Annotated in this window: 17 protein-coding genes and 5 tRNA genes; 17 read left to right on the top strand and 5 right to left on the bottom strand. The window is 67.0% G+C overall.

Annotation, left to right across the window (positions count from 1 at the left end; genetic code table 11):
* Positions 1 to 16 precede the first annotated feature (16 nt).
* The 6 genes from sigH (at position 17) to QME70_05510 (ending at position 1796) form a co-directional block, all read left to right on the top strand.
* Positions 17 to 682, top strand: a complete 666-nt coding sequence (sigH, locus tag QME70_05535; protein ID MDI6894056.1) for an RNA polymerase sporulation sigma factor SigH — start codon at positions 17 to 19, stop codon at positions 680 to 682.
* Positions 683 to 831: 149 nt separating this feature from the next.
* Positions 832 to 906 (top strand) — tRNA-Thr (locus QME70_05530).
* A 6-nt stretch (positions 907 to 912) separates the two neighbouring features.
* Positions 913 to 997: transfer RNA gene (locus tag QME70_05525), tRNA-Tyr, on the top strand.
* A gap of 16 nt (positions 998 to 1013) precedes the next feature.
* Positions 1014 to 1090 (top strand) — tRNA-Met (locus QME70_05520).
* Between the two features lie 13 nt (positions 1091 to 1103).
* Positions 1104 to 1179 (top strand) — tRNA-Thr (locus QME70_05515).
* A gap of 173 nt (positions 1180 to 1352) precedes the next feature.
* Positions 1353 to 1796: an Rrf2 family transcriptional regulator gene (locus tag QME70_05510; protein ID MDI6894055.1), complete on the top strand. Its 444-nt coding sequence runs from the start codon at positions 1353 to 1355 to the stop codon at positions 1794 to 1796.
* Positions 1797 to 1821: 25 nt separating this feature from the next.
* On the opposite strand, the gene cysK is transcribed toward QME70_05510, so the two are convergent.
* A complete protein-coding gene (cysK, locus tag QME70_05505) occupies positions 1822 to 2760 on the bottom strand; it encodes a cysteine synthase A (GenBank protein MDI6894054.1) in 939 nt (312 codons plus the stop codon).
* Positions 2761 to 2957: 197 nt separating this feature from the next.
* On the opposite strand from cysK, the gene moeB reads away from it, so the two are divergent.
* From moeB to QME70_05460, 9 genes are all read left to right on the top strand, one after another.
* Positions 2958 to 4205 (top strand): molybdopterin-synthase adenylyltransferase MoeB, encoded by a 1248-nt coding sequence (gene moeB / locus QME70_05500; protein MDI6894053.1) that lies wholly within the window; start codon positions 2958 to 2960, stop codon positions 4203 to 4205.
* A gap of 193 nt (positions 4206 to 4398) precedes the next feature.
* Positions 4399 to 4548 carry a 50S ribosomal protein L33 gene (rpmG, locus tag QME70_05495; GenBank protein MDI6894052.1) on the top strand — a complete coding sequence of 50 codons (150 nt, stop codon included), beginning with the start codon at positions 4399 to 4401 and terminating at the stop codon, positions 4546 to 4548.
* 22 nt (positions 4549 to 4570) lie between these two features.
* Positions 4571 to 4647 (top strand) — tRNA-Trp (locus QME70_05490).
* Between the two features lie 233 nt (positions 4648 to 4880).
* A complete protein-coding gene (secE, locus tag QME70_05485) occupies positions 4881 to 5141 on the top strand; it encodes a preprotein translocase subunit SecE (protein MDI6894051.1) in 261 nt (86 codons plus the stop codon).
* A gap of 20 nt (positions 5142 to 5161) precedes the next feature.
* Positions 5162 to 5689 carry a transcription termination/antitermination protein NusG gene (nusG, locus tag QME70_05480; GenBank protein ID MDI6894050.1) on the top strand — a complete coding sequence of 176 codons (528 nt, stop codon included), beginning with the start codon at positions 5162 to 5164 and terminating at the stop codon, positions 5687 to 5689.
* 13 nt (positions 5690 to 5702) lie between these two features.
* Positions 5703 to 6131, top strand: coding sequence for a 50S ribosomal protein L11 (gene rplK / locus QME70_05475; GenBank protein ID MDI6894049.1), 429 nt, complete (start codon positions 5703 to 5705; stop codon positions 6129 to 6131).
* Positions 6132 to 6249: 118 nt separating this feature from the next.
* Positions 6250 to 6963 carry a 50S ribosomal protein L1 gene (gene rplA / locus QME70_05470; GenBank protein MDI6894048.1) on the top strand — a complete coding sequence of 238 codons (714 nt, stop codon included), beginning with the start codon at positions 6250 to 6252 and terminating at the stop codon, positions 6961 to 6963.
* Between the two features lie 47 nt (positions 6964 to 7010).
* Complete coding sequence (gene ggt, locus QME70_05465; GenBank protein ID MDI6894047.1) at positions 7011 to 8645, top strand: gamma-glutamyltransferase; 1635 nt, start codon at positions 7011 to 7013, stop codon at positions 8643 to 8645.
* A 129-nt stretch (positions 8646 to 8774) separates the two neighbouring features.
* On the top strand, positions 8775 to 8963 hold the full coding sequence (locus QME70_05460; protein ID MDI6894046.1) for a CooT family nickel-binding protein: 189 nt from the start codon (positions 8775 to 8777) through the stop codon (positions 8961 to 8963).
* Here QME70_05460 and cysE read toward each other — a convergent pair.
* The 4 genes from cysE to QME70_05440 form a co-directional block, all read right to left on the bottom strand.
* On the bottom strand, positions 8936 to 9604 hold the full coding sequence (cysE, locus tag QME70_05455) for a serine O-acetyltransferase (GenBank protein ID MDI6894045.1): 669 nt from the start codon (positions 9602 to 9604) through the stop codon (positions 8936 to 8938). The two genes, QME70_05460 and cysE, sit on opposite strands and share 28 nt — an antisense overlap.
* A gap of 396 nt (positions 9605 to 10000) precedes the next feature.
* Complete coding sequence (locus QME70_05450; protein MDI6894044.1) at positions 10001 to 10675, bottom strand: MFS transporter; 675 nt, start codon at positions 10673 to 10675, stop codon at positions 10001 to 10003.
* A gap of 12 nt (positions 10676 to 10687) precedes the next feature.
* Positions 10688 to 12652, bottom strand: coding sequence for a heavy metal translocating P-type ATPase (locus QME70_05445; protein ID MDI6894043.1), 1965 nt, complete (start codon positions 12650 to 12652; stop codon positions 10688 to 10690).
* A 13-nt stretch (positions 12653 to 12665) separates the two neighbouring features.
* Positions 12666 to 13031, bottom strand: coding sequence for a metalloregulator ArsR/SmtB family transcription factor (locus tag QME70_05440; protein ID MDI6894042.1), 366 nt, complete (start codon positions 13029 to 13031; stop codon positions 12666 to 12668).
* 476 nt (positions 13032 to 13507) lie between these two features.
* Between QME70_05440 and rplJ the strand changes: the two genes are divergently transcribed.
* Both rplJ and rplL read left to right on the top strand, forming a co-directional pair.
* Entirely contained in the window at positions 13508 to 14035 is a 528-nt protein-coding gene (gene rplJ / locus QME70_05435) for a 50S ribosomal protein L10 (protein MDI6894041.1), read from the top strand.
* Between the two features lie 31 nt (positions 14036 to 14066).
* Positions 14067 to 14453 (top strand): 50S ribosomal protein L7/L12, encoded by a 387-nt coding sequence (rplL, locus tag QME70_05430; protein MDI6894040.1) that lies wholly within the window; start codon positions 14067 to 14069, stop codon positions 14451 to 14453.
* The last annotated feature ends 235 nt before the right edge of the window (positions 14454 to 14688 follow it).

Below are 14688 nucleotides of genomic sequence, written 5' to 3'. Positions count from 1 at the left end.
CCTGGGGGGCGATAAGGTGAGCGTTTCTGCCCACAAGGGGACCTTTAGAGAGTACGAGGTGATGCTGGACGAGGAAGTTGTGGAGTACGCACGGGATGGCTGCAGTGCCGCCCTCGAGTACCTGATCAACAAATACAAGAATTTTGTGCGCAGTAAGGCGCGCTCTTATTTCTTGATCGGTGCGGATCGGGAAGACATCATCCAGGAAGGCATGATTGGCCTTTACAAGGCCATCAGAGACTTCCGGGCCGACAAGCTTTCGTCTTTCCGGGCGTTCGCCGAGCTGTGTGTGACCCGGCAGATCATCACGGCCATCAAGACGGCCACCCGGCAAAAACACCTGCCCCTCAACTCCTATGTTTCCCTCAACAAACCCATCTACGATGAGGACTCGGACCGCACGCTCCTCGACGTGATCTCCGGTTCGCGGGTGAGTGACCCCGAGGAGCTGGTGATCAACCGCGAGGAGTTCGGCGACATCGAGGAGAAGATCGGCGAGATCCTGAGCGACCTGGAATGGAAGGTCTTGATGTCCTACCTGGACGGTAAGTCTTATCAGGAGATAGCCGGGGATCTGAACCGGCACGTGAAGTCCATCGACAACGCCCTGCAGAGGGTCAAGCGCAAGCTGGAGCGGTACCTTGACCGGCGCGCCGAGGAGTCCGAGCAGGTCCGGGTCTGACGGCGCGCCGGCAGCCCGCCGGCGCGCCGGGCGCGGTGGCGGGGCCCGATGTACGCAGGCGCGGCACCGGCGGGCGCCGCGGGGCGCCGCCCGTTGCACTTGACCCGAGCAGGCAAAGAAGCTATAATGAGCGTTGGCTGTCGGGCCGGGCTGGCGTGGCTCAACGGAAGAGCGGCTGATTTGTAATCAGCAGGTTGTCGGTTCGAGTCCGACCGCCAGCTCCAGAGGGCGGAGAGGTACCCAAGCGGCCAAAGGGGGCGGTCTGTAAAACCGCTGGCGCAGCCTTCGCTGGTTCGAATCCAGCCCTCTCCACCATCCAATTGAATCGCGTCGCGGGGTAGAGCAGCCAGGTAGCTCGTCGGGCTCATAACCCGGAGGTCGGAGGTTCAAATCCTCCCCCCGCAACCAAGCACATAAGTGGGCTCACATAGCTCAGTCGGCAGAGCGTCGCCTTGGTAAGGCGGAGGTCCCCGGTTCGATCCCGGGTGTGAGCTCCATAAACTTCGGAGAAGCGGCCCCGCGAACGCCAGGCGTGTGCAGGGCCGCTTCCCTTCAATGACCCACGTTGTCCCGTGTGGCTGAGCGTTGCCGGGCTGCCTATTGGCTAGTTGACCTAATCGATACACTAACTTAATATGTGGACAGTCGGTGCGATAGAAGAGGTGGCAGATTGAGGCTCTCGACCCGCAGTCGCTACGCCTGCCGGGCGCTGGTCAGTATCGCCCGGGCTCATGCCCGCGGTCGCCAGGTGCAACTGAAAGGGGTGGCGGCCGAACAGGAGATCTCTGCCGACTACCTGGCCCAGCTGGTAGGCATGCTGAGGTCGGCGGGGCTGGTGACGACCCACCGCGGTACAGGCGGGGGCATTGCGCTGGCCCGCCCGCCACGAGAGGTTACCCTGGCCGATGTGGTGCGGGCAGCCGAGGGATCACTGGCTCCGGTGGAATGCGTGGACCGGCCTGATGTGTGTCCACGGGCCCCCCGCTGTGCCATGCGAGAGGTGTGGGTCCGGCTCACCGATATTGTAGAGAACACACTACGCCAGTACACCCTGGCCGGCCTGGCCGGGCGGCAGGAGGAACTGTCAGGCGAAGCCCCCATGTACTACATCTAGCAGGTTCTGAGGGGCCTGGCCGTCGCTAGCCCTCCTGGAAGAGGGGTGTGGACAGGTAACGCTCGCCGGTGTCGGGCAGTATCACGACGACGAGTTTCCCCTGGTTCTCGGGACGACGGGCTACCGCGACGGCGGCGTGGGTCGCGGCACCGGAGGAGATGCCGGCAAGCAATCCCTCCTCCCGGGCCAGACGCCGGGCCATGTCGAAGGCCTGCTCGTTGGTCACCTGGACGATTTCGTCGACGATGGCCAGGTTGAGCACTGCCGGGACGAAGCCCGCTCCAATCCCCTGGATCTTGTGGGGGCCAGGGCTGCCCCCGGAGAGCACCGGGGAGCCGGCCGGTTCCACGGCTATGGCCTTGAAGGAAGGTTTGCGGGACTTGATTACTTCGGCCACCCCGGTGATGGTACCCCCCGTGCCCACGCCCGCCACCAGTGTATCCACCCGCCCCCCCGTATCCCGCCAGATCTCTTCGGCCGTGGTGCGCCGGTGGATCTCGGGATTGGCCGGGTTGGCAAACTGGTTGGGCATGAAGTACCCGGGCCGCCCGGCAACCAGTTCCTCGGCCCTACGCACTGCCCCCGCCATCCCCTCCGGGCCGGGGGTGAGGATCAGTTCGGCCCCCAGAGCTTTGAGGAGTGCCCGGCGTTCGAGGCTCATGGTCTCGGGCATGGTCAGGATGAGACGGTAGCCTTTGGCCGCGCACACGAAAGCCAGGGCAATCCCGGTATTGCCGCTCGTGGGTTCCACGATCACGGTATCCTCTCCGATCAGGCCTGCCCGTTCTGCCGCTTCTATCATGTTAACTCCGATGCGGTCTTTGACGCTGCCACATGGGTTATAGAACTCGAGCTTCGCCAGCACCGTGGCCACGCATCCCCGGGTCACCCGGTTCAGGCGCACCAGGGGTGTGTTTCCTACGAGCCTGGTGACGTCCTCGTTAATCCGCGTTCCGTCCGCCATCCCCGTAGCCTCCTGAGTTTGTGGAGCTACCCAATTGGTTCGCTCAACTATATAATGTGATCGTGGCGCTGTCAACGGGGCGGCTGCATCGCGGGGGCATCGCATCGCGGGGCGACTTGCCGGGGTTCAGCGCCCGTGGGCACCGCACCAGCTTGGTTTGATCGCGAGCGAGTCTCTGCCGGGAAGGAGGACATACAATGCAGAGTACGTGGGGTGTCCCCTTCCTCACGCCCGACCAGATGGAGCGTTACTCGCGCCACACCCGCCTGGCCGAAGTAGGTGTGGAAGGCCAGAAGCGTCTCCTGGACGCCAGGGTGCTGATCGTAGGTGCGGGGGGCCTGGGTTCGCCTGCTGCCCTGTACCTGGCCGCAGCGGGTGTGGGCACCATCGGCATCGTGGATGGGGATGTGGTGGACCGCTCGAATCTCCAGCGGCAGGTGATCCACGACGATGCCAGCGTGGGCATGCCCAAGACCGAATCCGCCCGGCGACACATCGAAGCGTTGAACTCCGACGTCCGGGTAATTGCCTACCAAACGGTGCTCGACTCGCAAAACGCATTGGAAATCCTCGCCGACTACGACGTGGTGGTAAACGGGTGCGACAACTTCCCCACCAGGTACCTGCTGAGCGATGCCTGCGTGCTCTTGAGGAAGCCTCTGGTTGACGCTGCTATCCTGCGCTTTGAGGGGCAGGCCACCGTGTATGAGCCTGGTAAGGGATGCTACCGCTGCCTGTTCCCGACGCCGCCTCCTCCCGGCAGTGTGCCCAGTTGCGCCGAGGTGGGGATCATCGGTGCGCTGGCGGGCCAGATGGGGACGCTGCAGGCCATGGAGACCATCAAGCTCATCCTCGGGATCGGCAGGACGCTGTCGAACCGGCTGTACATTTACGACGCCCTCGCCGTTGAGCACCACGTCGTCCGGTGGGAGCGCCGGCCCGACTGTCCGGCCTGCGGTGACAACCCGACCATCACGGCCCTCGTCGACTACAAGGAATTCTGCGGCGTACCCGTACCGCACGCTATCCCTGCTCCACCCGCCCCCGGCGGCGGCCTCCCGCAGGCCGCGTCCGGCGTTGCCGCTCCGCGGACTCCCGCGACCGGGGCCGGGGGAGAGACAGCAGACGTTACCCCCCTGCAGGCCGTCGAGCTCCTGGGGCGAGGTGCCCAGCTCATCGACGTACGGGAAGCTCATGAATACGAGCGCGAGCATATTGACCGTTCGCGTCTGATCCCGCTGGGTGAACTGGCGTGGCGCTCGGAAGAGATCGACCCGGAGAGGCCGGCGATCCTGGTGTGTGAGGTCGGGGAGCGGAGCGGCAGAGCGGTACGTGCACTTCGCGACGCGGGGTTTGAGCACGTCTACAATCTGGCCGGCGGTATCATCGCCTGGGTAAACTGGCGCCTGCCCGTGGTGAGGCGCCAGCGCCAGCACGCAACATAGCAGAGCATTGGTCAGCAAGAGGGGCAACAGTTGACCGGACCCCGTTTCGGGGAACTGGCGATCAGAGGCGGTGCTTTTTTGCCGCTGCCCCGTGGCCTGCCGGGAGTTGGCGTTTGGCAGTGGATTGGCAGCTTGGCTTGACAGTGTGTTCACGGCTGTGCTAGAGTTAGGCTTGCGATCGGAGGTGCAGTGCTTGCGGGTTATCGTTACCATGGCCTGTACGGAGTGCAAGGAACGCAACTACACCAGTACCAAGAACAAGAAGAACGATCCCAACCGGCTGGAGTTCAAGAAGTACTGTCGCACCTGCAGGCGCCACACCCTCCACCGCGAGACCAGGTAGTCCCGCTCCCGTCTAGCAGTGCAGGCCCGTAGCTCTAACAGGCAGAGCAGCGGACTCCAAATCCGCGGGTTGGGGGTTCGAATCCCTCCGGGCCTGCCAGTTCATGATTGCGGCAGATTGCCGCTTTAACTTTGTCCTGGGGGGAAGGTAGAGTGGGGGGTAAGGCGGCGATCAAGGAAAAGGTGGGCACCGGGAAAGGAAGACACGCCTCATCATCCGTCCCGACAGCTGCCCGGCGGTCCGCCGCACCCGGGCCCGGGCGGACGTCCCCTGCCCGGACAGTACACTCCCCGGTCGGTAGGGAAGGCGGCAAGCCCGGTGCTCCGGCTCGGGTGCGGGCCCGGCCGCGGGTGGCCCGGGTACGCCTTCTTTCCCCCGAGCAGAGGCTGGTCGCCGCAATCCGCCGCACTTACCGGAACGCCGTAGCCTATTTCCGCGAAACCAGGTTGGAGATGCGGAAGGTGGTGTGGCCGTCCCGGCGGGAGACCATGGTATATACTCTGGTGGTGGTGGCGTCCACCGCCATCGTGGGCCTGGTGATCTGGGTGTTCGATATCGGGCTGAGCGGCCTGCTGAGGCTGATCATCCGGTGACGGGGGTCGAAGTACCAGTCATGAACGAAAAGCGCTGGTACGTCGTGCACACGTACTCGGGATACGAGAACAAGGTGAAGGCCAACCTGGAGAAGCGGGTCAGGTCCATGGGGATGGAGGATCGCATCTTCCGGGTGGTGGTCCCCACCGAGGACGAGATCGAGATCAAGGACGGCAAGCGCAAGATCACCAAGAAGAAGATCTATCCCGGTTACGTCCTGGTGGAAATGATCATGAGCGATGAATCCTGGTACGTGGTGCGCCACACCCCTGGAGTGACGGGTTTCGTGGGCACAGGCCCGCGTCCGCTGCCCCTTTTGGCCGACGAAGTACGCGAACTGCTCCGCCAGATGGGTGACGAGGAACCCAAGCCCAAGGTTCACTACGAGGTGGGGCAGAGCGTGCGGGTCAAGTCAGGGCCCTTTGCGGGCGTCGTGGGTACGGTGCAGGAACTGGTCCCCGAGAAGGGCAAGCTCAGGGTGCTGGTGTCCATATTCGGCCGGGAGACCCCCCTGGAGCTGGATTACGGTCAGGTACAGGAGCTGTAGGAGGTTCGCGTCGATGGCGAAGAAAGTGGTGGCAGTGGTCAAGCTGCAGCTACCGGCGGGCAGGGCGACACCGGCTCCCCCCGTGGGTCCGGCCCTGGCCCAGCACGGCATCAACATCAAGGCCTTCTGCGACGAGTACAACAAGCGCACGGCCGCCCAGGCCGGCACCATCGTCCCGGTGGAGATCACCATCTACCAGGACCGCAGTTTCACCTTCGTCACCAAGGCTCCTCCGGCCTCGGTGCTGTTGCGGGAGGCGGCCCGGGTGGAAAAGGGGTCCGGTGAGCCCAACCGCAACAAGGTGGGGCGCATCAGCCGGCAGCAGTTGCGGGAAATCGCCCAGCGCAAGCTGGCCGAGCTGAATACCCAGGATGTGGAGGCAGCGGAGCGCATCCTGGCCGGTACCGCGCGCAGCATGGGCATCGAGATCGGGGGAGAATGAGCCGGGGCCCGGTCGGGCACAGGTGTGGTAGCGCCGTGGCGGGCGCCCGGCGGCATGCGGCATTCGGGTAGTGGGAGGTCGCGGCGGCGACCGATCATCACCACAGGAGGTTCAGGAGATGGCAAAGCACGGCAAGAGATTCCTCGAGGCCGACAGACAGGTGAGTCGCGCCACCCTGTACGACCCGGCCGAGGCCATGGATGTGGTCAAGAAGACCGCGACGGCCAGGTTCGACGAAACCGTGGAGGTGGCCGTGCGTTTGGGTGTCGACCCGCGCCACGCCGACCAGATGGTGCGGGGGGCGGTGGTCCTGCCCCACGGTACCGGGAAGACCCGGCGGGTGCTGGTCTTCGCCAAGGGGGATAAGGCCAAGGAGGCCGAGGCGGCGGGGGCCGACCACGTGGGCGCCGAAGAGTTGGTCCAGAAGATCCAGGGTGGCTGGCTCGACTTCGATGCCACGGTGGCCACACCGGACATGATGGGCATGGTGGGCCGGCTGGGCCGCATCCTGGGGCCCAAAGGCCTCATGCCCAACCCCAAGACGGGGACGGTTACCTTCGACGTGGCCGCTGCCGTGCGGGAGATCAAGCAGGGCAAGGTCGAGTTCCGGGTGGATAAGACGGGTATCGTACATGTGCCCATCGGGAAGGTCTCGTTCGAGTCCGACCGGCTGCTGGAAAACTTTCACGCCCTCATGGAGGCCATCCTGCGCGCCCGCCCCGCCGCGGCGAAGGGGACTTACGTGCGCACCGTGACAGTATCTTCCACCATGGGCCCTGGCATCCGCATCAACCCGCTGCGGGCCCAGCGGGCCGCCGAGCGACCCGCCTGATTCGCCAGACGGTGGGGAGGCGGGATTTGTCAGTGGGGGTCAAGTCTATGGTCGATCATGAGCAGGCCGCCTGGACGGGGCGGCCCTGCCGTCCTGTGGTGGGCTCCAGGGGGGTGGTGGCCACGGCGCACCCTCTGGCCACCCTGGCGGGGGTGGAGGTGCTGCGGGCAGGAGGGAATGCGGTCGATGCCGCCATCGCCGCCGCCGGCGTGGCGTGCGTGGTGCTACCCCAGATGTGCGGCCCCGGGGGCGACGCCTTCCTCCTGACCTACGAGGCGGAGCGCGGGCGCGTCACCGCCATCTCTGGTTCCGGTCCCGCCCCGCGGGCTGCCTCCCCCGAGGTCTACCGGCAACGGGGGTACCACACCATGCCCCGGGAAGGCATCCTGTCGGTTTCGGTGCCCGGGGCGGTGGACGCCTGGGTCCGCGCCCTGGCCCTGGCGGGAACCCGACCGCTCGCAGAGTTGCTGGAGCCGGCCATTTCATACGCCGAAGAGGGCTTTGTGGTTACTCCTTCCCTGGCGGCGGACATCTGGTCCCAGCGAGTCAAGCTGCAGGCGGACCCCGTCGCCCGCGAGGTGTTCCTGCCGGGGGGCGAACCACCCCGGGCGGGGGAAGTCCTCCGTCAGCCCGACCTGGGCCAATCGCTCCGCCGACTGGCCCGCGATCCCGCCGACCTCTACCGGGGAGAGCTGGCCCGGCGCCTGCTGGCCTGCTCGCAGGCGGGGGGTGGCCTTTTCGCACCGGAGGACCTGGCCTCCTACGCGAGCGAGGTGGGGGAGCCCCTGGCCACCACCTACCGCGGGATGACGGTTTTCCAGACCACCTTTCCTTCCCAGGGTTTTATCCTGCTCGAGGGACTGAACATCCTGGAAGGTTTCGACCTGGGCGTCCCCGACACGGCGACTGCTGTTCACCTGATGGTGGAGGCGCAGAAGCTGGCCTTCGAGGACCGCCTGCGCTTCGCCGGCGACCCCCGCCGCATTCCCTTTCCCCTGGGGCGGCTGCTGAGCAAGGAGTACGCGGCGCGTAGACGCCGGGAAATCGATCCCGACCGGGCGCGTCCGGGCTGGTATCCCGGGGCGGACCGAAGCGACGGTGACACCACCTACCTGGCTGTGGCGGACGGGCGTGGCAACGCGGTATCGCTCATCCAGAGCCTCTCCCTTGCTTTTGGGTCGGGGGTGATGGTGCCCGGGACCGGCATCCTGCTCAACAATCGGGCCGGGCGCGGCTTCACCCTTATGGAGGGGCACCCTAACTGTCTGGGACCGGGTAAGCGCACCGTACATACCCTCAACTGCTACATGGTCTTCCGGGGTGGGGAACTCTGGCTGGTCGGGGGTACTCCGGGAGGAGACGGCCAGCCCCAGTGGAACCTCCAGATCCTGGTCGGCCTCGTGGACCGGGGGTTCGATCCGGCGACGGCGGTGGAGTTCCCGCGGTGGACTTCTTACCCGGCAACCGACCCGGCCCACTGGGGCGAACCCGAGGAGTTGCGGGTGGAGGCGCGCATGCCAGCGGATGTGGTGGCCGAGCTGGAGCGCCGGGGCCACCCCGTGCGCCTGGTGGGGCCGTGGGCAGGTGGGGGCGCCGTGCAACTCGTCTTGCGCGACCCTACCACCGGGGTCCTTACCGGGGTTTCCGACCCCCGGGCCGAGGGCGTGGCCCTCGCCCTGTAATAGCGCCCGCCCTGGCCGGCAACCGCGGGGCTGTGATGCCGTGCGGCGCCGGTTCGGCAGGCTGTCGTCACGCCCTGCGGTGTGCTATCATATGAATAGTCGTGTTACCTAACGGGGAGGGAAGCAGGGATGTGCCAGTCGCGCGTGGTCACTCTTCGTGAGGGACGGGAAGAAGTGGTGATGGACGACGTGGTGACGGTCCGCCCGCAGGATGACCGTCTCTTGCTGCAGGACCTGTACGGACAGGAGAAGGTGATCCGGGCCCGCATCAAAGAATTGCAGTTGATGGATCACCGCATTGTGATCGAAGAGGACTGAGCCTGCAACTCCGCCACCTGGGCCTCCAGGTGTTCCAGCCGGTGGAGGAGGGCGGCCAGAGCCTCTGCCACTGGATCGGGAAGGTCGCCGTGCTCCAGGTCGGGACGGGGGACGGCCTGGCCCTCCCGTCTGACTACCCGCCCGGGCACCCCCACTACGGTGCACCCGGGCGGCACCGGCCTGATCACCACCGCTCCGGCGCCGATCTTGCTGCCCGTGCCCACCCTGATATTGCCCAGCACCTTTGCGCCCGCCGCAATCATGACCCCGTCCTCCACCGTGGGGTGCCGCTTCCCCTTTTCCTTGCCGGTGCCGCCCAGGGTGACCCCCTGGTACAGGGTGACGTCGTCCCCCACCTCGGCCGTCTCTCCGATTACGGTGCCCATGCCGTGGTCGATGAAGACCCGCCGCCCAAACCGGGCCCCGGGGTGGATTTCGATGCCGGTGGCGAAGCGGCCAAGGTGGGAGATGAGCCGGGCCACCACGTACATGCGGCGGCGGTAGAGCCAGTGGGCGATGCGGTGGAGCCAGATGGCGTGGAGCCCGGGATAACACAGGAGCACCTCCAGCAGGTTCTTGGCAGCGGGGTCGCGCTCGAACACGGTCTTCACGTCTTCGCGCAGCCTTTCCCACGCACCCATGGACGACTCTCTGCCCCCTTCCTTTGCGCTGGCATGAGCCCCCGTCCTGCCGGCCCGGCCTGCGGGCGGGGCGGGGGATGAAGCAGAAACCCTTCCGCCCAGGGGCGGAAGGGTTTCTCCGTGGTCCCACCCTGATTGGATCGCGTCTCACGATCCCGCTCAGGGGTCCGTCCGGGTAATCCCGCCGAAGGACGCCCCGTCCGAACCCATCCCTCTAACGGGGGTGGCCGGCAGCACCTACTCTGGTTCGGTGCCGCAGCTCGCGGGGGCACTTTGCCCGTTCCCTCCCGGGCCGCTCACACCTGGCCGGCCCTCTCTGGGGGCGGGGAAGCGGGCTACTCTTCCCGTTCATGGCTTTGTGCCCATTGTACGCACGTGGAGCCCGCCATGTCAACCTCACCTCGTATCCCGGGCATCGTATTCGCGAAACCGCCGGTAGTAGAGCAGGGAGGCTGCCAGGTAAAGGGCGGCCGTAAACACGTAGGGCAGATCGTACCCCCAGCGGGCCATGATCCAGCCCGCGCACAGACTGCTTGCGGCCCGGGCCAGGCTGTCGGCGATGCGCATCAGGCTGGACGTGGTGCCGCGCAGCTGGGGTTCCATGATCTCCATGGAGAAGCTGGCCGCCACCGGGCTGGACATGTTCATGAGGGCGTTGCGGAAGAACATGGCCGTCCCCACCAGCCACAGCCAGGGCGGCACCGCTATCATGAGCAGGAACGGGATGGATGCCACCTGGGTGAAGACCACGGTACGCACCCGGCCCAGTCGGGGGACCAGGGCGGGGGCGAGCAGCCCGGCCACGGCGGTGGCCCCGTTGCTCAGAGACAGGATCAACCCCACCACGGTGGGTGACGCCCCCAGCTTCTTTCTCCCGTAGCGGTCCGAGATCATGCCGGCGGGCAGGGCGCCCACGGCGCCTGCTACCATGCGTCCGGACAGGATGAGCCCCAGGAGCTCCTCTCCGTAACCCAGGCACATGATGTAAAGTCCCTGGGTGGTCATGAAGGCGCCCATGGCCACACTGGACATGGCCCCGGAGACCAGGAACAGGATCGCGTTCCGCTTCACGGGGCCGGGATTCTACGGCGGGCTAAGGGTTTCCTGCCCCGGGGAAGGCAGCCCGCGCCCGGCGCGGGCGGGGCCGCGCAGCAGGCGCATGCTGTTGAGGGTGACCAGCACGGCGGTGCCGCTGTCGCTCAGCACCGCCATCCACAGGTCCAGCCGGCCCAGGGCAAGCAGGACCAGGGCCAGGAGCTTGACGCCCACCGCCAGGGCAACGTTCTGCCCGATGACGTGGAGGGTGCGGCGGCCCAGGGCGACGGCGTCGGGGAGGGTGCCCAGGTCGTCACCCATGAGGGCGACGTCGGCCGTCTCCAGGGCGGCTTCCGTGCCCGCCGCCCCCATGGCCACCCCGAGGGAGGCGGCCGCCAGGGCGGCGGTGTCGTTCACACCGTCCCCCACCATCCCCACTTCGCCGTACCGGGTGCGCAGGTCCCTCACCGCCTGCACCTTTTGCTCGGGAAGCAACTCGTGGCGGACCGAGTCCAGGTCGAGGTCTCGGGCCACCGCCCGCGCAGGCGCCAGGTGGTCCCCGGTGAGCATGGCCAGGTGGCCGATGCCCATCTTCTTCAGGCGCGCCACCGCTTCCCGTGCCCCGGGGCGCACGGTGTCGGCCACGGCCAGGGCTCCCCACACCTCCCCCGCGCATCCCGCCAGCACTGCCGTGGGGCCCGAGGCCTGCAGGGCGGCCGCCCCGCGTGCCACCCCGTCGGGGACCTGCCAGCCTGCGAAGAGGCGGGCGTTGCCGACCAGGCATTCCCGTCCATCAACTCGGGCCCGTGCTCCCAGCCCCGGGATGGCGCGGAAATCCTTCGCTGGGGAGGGTCTGATGCCCCGTTCTCCTGCCTCTCTCACCAGCGCCCGGGCGATGGGGTGCTCGGACGCCGCCTCCACCGCCGCTGCCAGGGCCAGGATTTCTCCCTCGCTGTGACCCGGGCCGGCGATGACCTCCACCAGGCGGGGCGACCCCAGGGTGAGGGTACCGGTCTTGTCGAAAGCCAGCACCCGCAGCCGTCCCATGGCTTCCAGGTGGGTGCCCCCCTTGATCAGGATGCCGCGTCGGGCGGCGGCGGAGATGGCGGCCACGATGGCGGTGGGGGTGGAGATGACCAGGGCACAGGGGCACGATACCAGCAACAGGGCCAGGGCCCGGTACATCCAGGCGTGCCACGGTGCCCCGGTGAGGAGGGGTACCAGGGCCATGGTGGCGGCAGCCGCGATCACCGCGGGAGTGTAATAGCGGGCGAACCTGTCCACCAGGCGCTGGGAGGGGGCTCTGACCTCCTGCGCCTCCTCTACCAGCCGGATCATGCGGGAGAAAGTGCTCTCCGCGGCCCGGTGGGTGACCTCCACCTCCAGGAACCCCTCCCGGTTGATGCTGCCTGCGTACACGCCGTCACCCACGGCCTTGGGCACGGGGAACGCTTCCCCCGTAATGGCCGCCTCGTCCAGGGCGGAACTGCCCGCCACCACGCGGCCGTCCGCGGGAGCCCGGTCCCCGGGGCGCAACAGGAAGACGTCGCCCGGCACCAGGTGTTCGGCGGGCACCTCCACCTCGTCGGTGCCCCGCCGTACCCGCGCGAAACGGGGTGCGGAATCGAGCAGGGCCTCCAGGGACCGCCGGTTGCGTTCGGACACCAGTTCCTCCAGGCCCTCGCCCACGGCGAAGAGCAGCATTACCAGGGCGGCCTCCACCCACTCACCGATGAAGGGTGCGGCAGCCGCGGCCACGGTGACGAGGCCATCGATGTCGAACGACCCCCGCGCCATCCCCCGTATCCCGCGCCCGATGACGGGCCACCCCGACAGGAGGAGCGAGGCGACCAGGGTAACGCGGCCGGGCAGCGCCAGTCCCCGCGCTTCCAGCAGCCAGCCGGCGAGGAGCAGGGCGGCGGCCAGGCCGATGCGGCCCGGGACAGGTGGTCCCTCCCTTTCCCGGGAGGGCGTGTCTGAGGCGCAATGATGACAGGAGTGGGCGTGTTCCACGGTGGTCCCTCCGTCAGTCGTGCTCCACATGGGCCATGCCCTGACTGACCAGGGCCGCCACGTGCTCGTCATCCAGGGAGTAGAAGACCCTCCTGCCCTGGCGGCGGTACCTGACCAGGCGCAGGGCCCGCAGCAGGCGCAGGTGGTAGGAGACCGCCTGCAGGCTCAACCCCACCAGGGCGGCCAGGTCGCAGACGCACATCTCCTCCTGTGACAGGGCGTAGACGACCTTCACCCGGGTGGGATCACCCAGGGCAGAAAACAGCTCCGCCAGCTCGTCCATGCGCCGCAGCTGTTTGCGCAACCGCCGCACCCGCGCCAGGTCGTAAGTGAATACGTCGCACGTATCCCTCTCCGCGGCGGGTGCCCTCTTCTTCACCGGTATCCCGCTCCCTCCGATGGGCCCCCTGGTTCACGCTACCTGGTAGCACCGGCAGTGATGGCGGCCTCCATACTTCCACAACTGTTTAACTCAACCGCTATGATTATAGGCCCTGCCCGGGCCCCCGTCAACCGCTCGTTCTGGGCGCAGGATCTGGGCGCAGGAAGTTGACGGGCGGGGCGAGTTGTGGTAGGGTAGGGGATGTCAGCTTAAGACAGCAGGTGGCCGGTGCGAACGGCCTCAAGGTCCCCGCAGGACGCCTGCCGAGGCTGAGGGTGCATGAGAGATGGGTCCGCTATCGGTGATAGCGGGATCTTTCGCGGGCCCTCGCGCGGCGGCGGGGGCCCGCCTGATTTGACGGTGCATGAGTCGCCGATCTGACGGCGCGTGATTCGCGGGTGCGTCCCCCGGCGGCCTGTGGGTGCGCATCGGGTGCCGGAAGAATCTGCGAAACGGAAAGGGGGGGGAGATGATTGCCCAAACCCGAGAAGGTGGAGACGGTGGTCAACCTCAGGGAGAAGCTCGCCCGGTGCCGGGGCGTGGTGCTGGCCGACTACCGGGGGCTGAACGTGGCGAGCACGACCGAACTGCGCCGGCGCTTCCGGGAGGCGGGGGTGGAATACCGGGTGGTGCGGAACAACCTGTTCCGCCTGGCGGCCCGCGAGGTGGGGGCGACGGGGCTGGACCCTTATCTCGAAGGGCCCACGGCAGTGGCGTTTTCTTACCAGGATCCCGTGGTGGCCGCCCGCGTGCTGCAGGGATTCATCCGCGAGTTCAGGATGCCGCTTGTCAAGGGCGCCTGGGTGGAAGGGCAGGTTGTGGATGCGGAGGGTGTGGCCCGGCTGGCCGAGCTGCCCGCCCGCGAGGTGCTCCTGGCCCGGGTGCTGGGCGGCGTGCAGGCACCCCTGGCGGGCATGGCCGGATGCCTGGCCGGGCTGCTGCGCGGGATGGTAACCGTGCTGGATGCGGTGCGCCGGCAGAGGGAAGATGCGGTCGCGTGATGGGTCTAAGACCATGTGGGGAGGGAATGAGATGTCTAAGATCGAGCAGGTCCTCGAGATTGTCAAGGGCATGACGGTTCTGGAGCTGGCGGAACTGGTGAAGGCGTTCGAGAAGGAGTTCGGGGTGAGCGCAGCCGCGCCGGTGGCGGTGGCGGCCCCTGCGGTCGGGCCGGCGGCGCCGGCGGCAGCCCCTGAGGAGGAAGAGAAGACCGAGTTCGACGTCATCCTGAAGTCATACGGCGACAACAAGCTCCAGGTCATCAAGGTGGTGCGCGAACTCACCGGTCTGGGCCTCAAGGAGGCCAAGGATCTGGTGGACGCCGTCCCCAAGCCCATCAAGGAGAAGGTCAGCAAGGAAGAAGCCGAGTCGGTCAAGAAGAAGATCACCGACGTGGGCGGCGAAGTGGAGATCAAGTGAGGGGGGCCCCGGGGGGACGCCGGGCGGGAGGCGTTCCCCCGGGCCATCGCTTCTGCGCTGCGGGAACGAGGGGAACGAGCTCTCCCTATTGACGGAGCCAGCGCGGTGTGATAAAGTAGCAGGGTGCCGCCCACGGGGGGGCCGGAATAATCCGTACGGTTTGGAGCTACAATAACTTGGCGATGGTTATCGCTTGTGAGCGCAACTAGTGTTCGCCCAGGGGCGAAGCCCGGGA

The sequence above is a fragment of the Bacillota bacterium genome, assembly GCA_030019365.1.
Classification (GTDB): Bacteria; Bacillota; Sulfobacillia; order JACIYH01; family JACIYH01; genus JACIYH01.
Note: the sequence above shows the minus strand (reverse complement) of the source record. Positions and strands in the feature narration are given on the sequence as shown.

What these genes read in the sequence shown, in the direction of transcription:
- rplL (MDI6894040.1), top strand. Translation starts at nt 14,067, where the DNA reads ATGTCTAAGATCGAGCAGGTCCTCGAGATTGTCAAGGGCATGACGGTT.
- ggt (MDI6894047.1), top strand. Translation starts at nt 7,011, where the DNA reads ATGGTCGATCATGAGCAGGCCGCCTGGACGGGGCGGCCCTGCCGTCCT.
- rplA (MDI6894048.1), top strand. Translation starts at nt 6,250, where the DNA reads ATGGCAAAGCACGGCAAGAGATTCCTCGAGGCCGACAGACAGGTGAGT.
- nusG (MDI6894050.1), top strand. Translation starts at nt 5,162, where the DNA reads ATGAACGAAAAGCGCTGGTACGTCGTGCACACGTACTCGGGATACGAG.
- moeB (MDI6894053.1), top strand. Translation starts at nt 2,958, where the DNA reads ATGCAGAGTACGTGGGGTGTCCCCTTCCTCACGCCCGACCAGATGGAG.
- QME70_05460 (MDI6894046.1), top strand. Translation starts at nt 8,775, where the DNA reads ATGTGCCAGTCGCGCGTGGTCACTCTTCGTGAGGGACGGGAAGAAGTG.
- cysE (MDI6894045.1), bottom strand. Translation starts at nt 9,604, where the DNA reads ATGGGTGCGTGGGAAAGGCTGCGCGAAGACGTGAAGACCGTGTTCGAG.
- rplK (MDI6894049.1), top strand. Translation starts at nt 5,703, where the DNA reads ATGGCGAAGAAAGTGGTGGCAGTGGTCAAGCTGCAGCTACCGGCGGGC.
- cysK (MDI6894054.1), bottom strand. Translation starts at nt 2,760, where the DNA reads ATGGCGGACGGAACGCGGATTAACGAGGACGTCACCAGGCTCGTAGGA.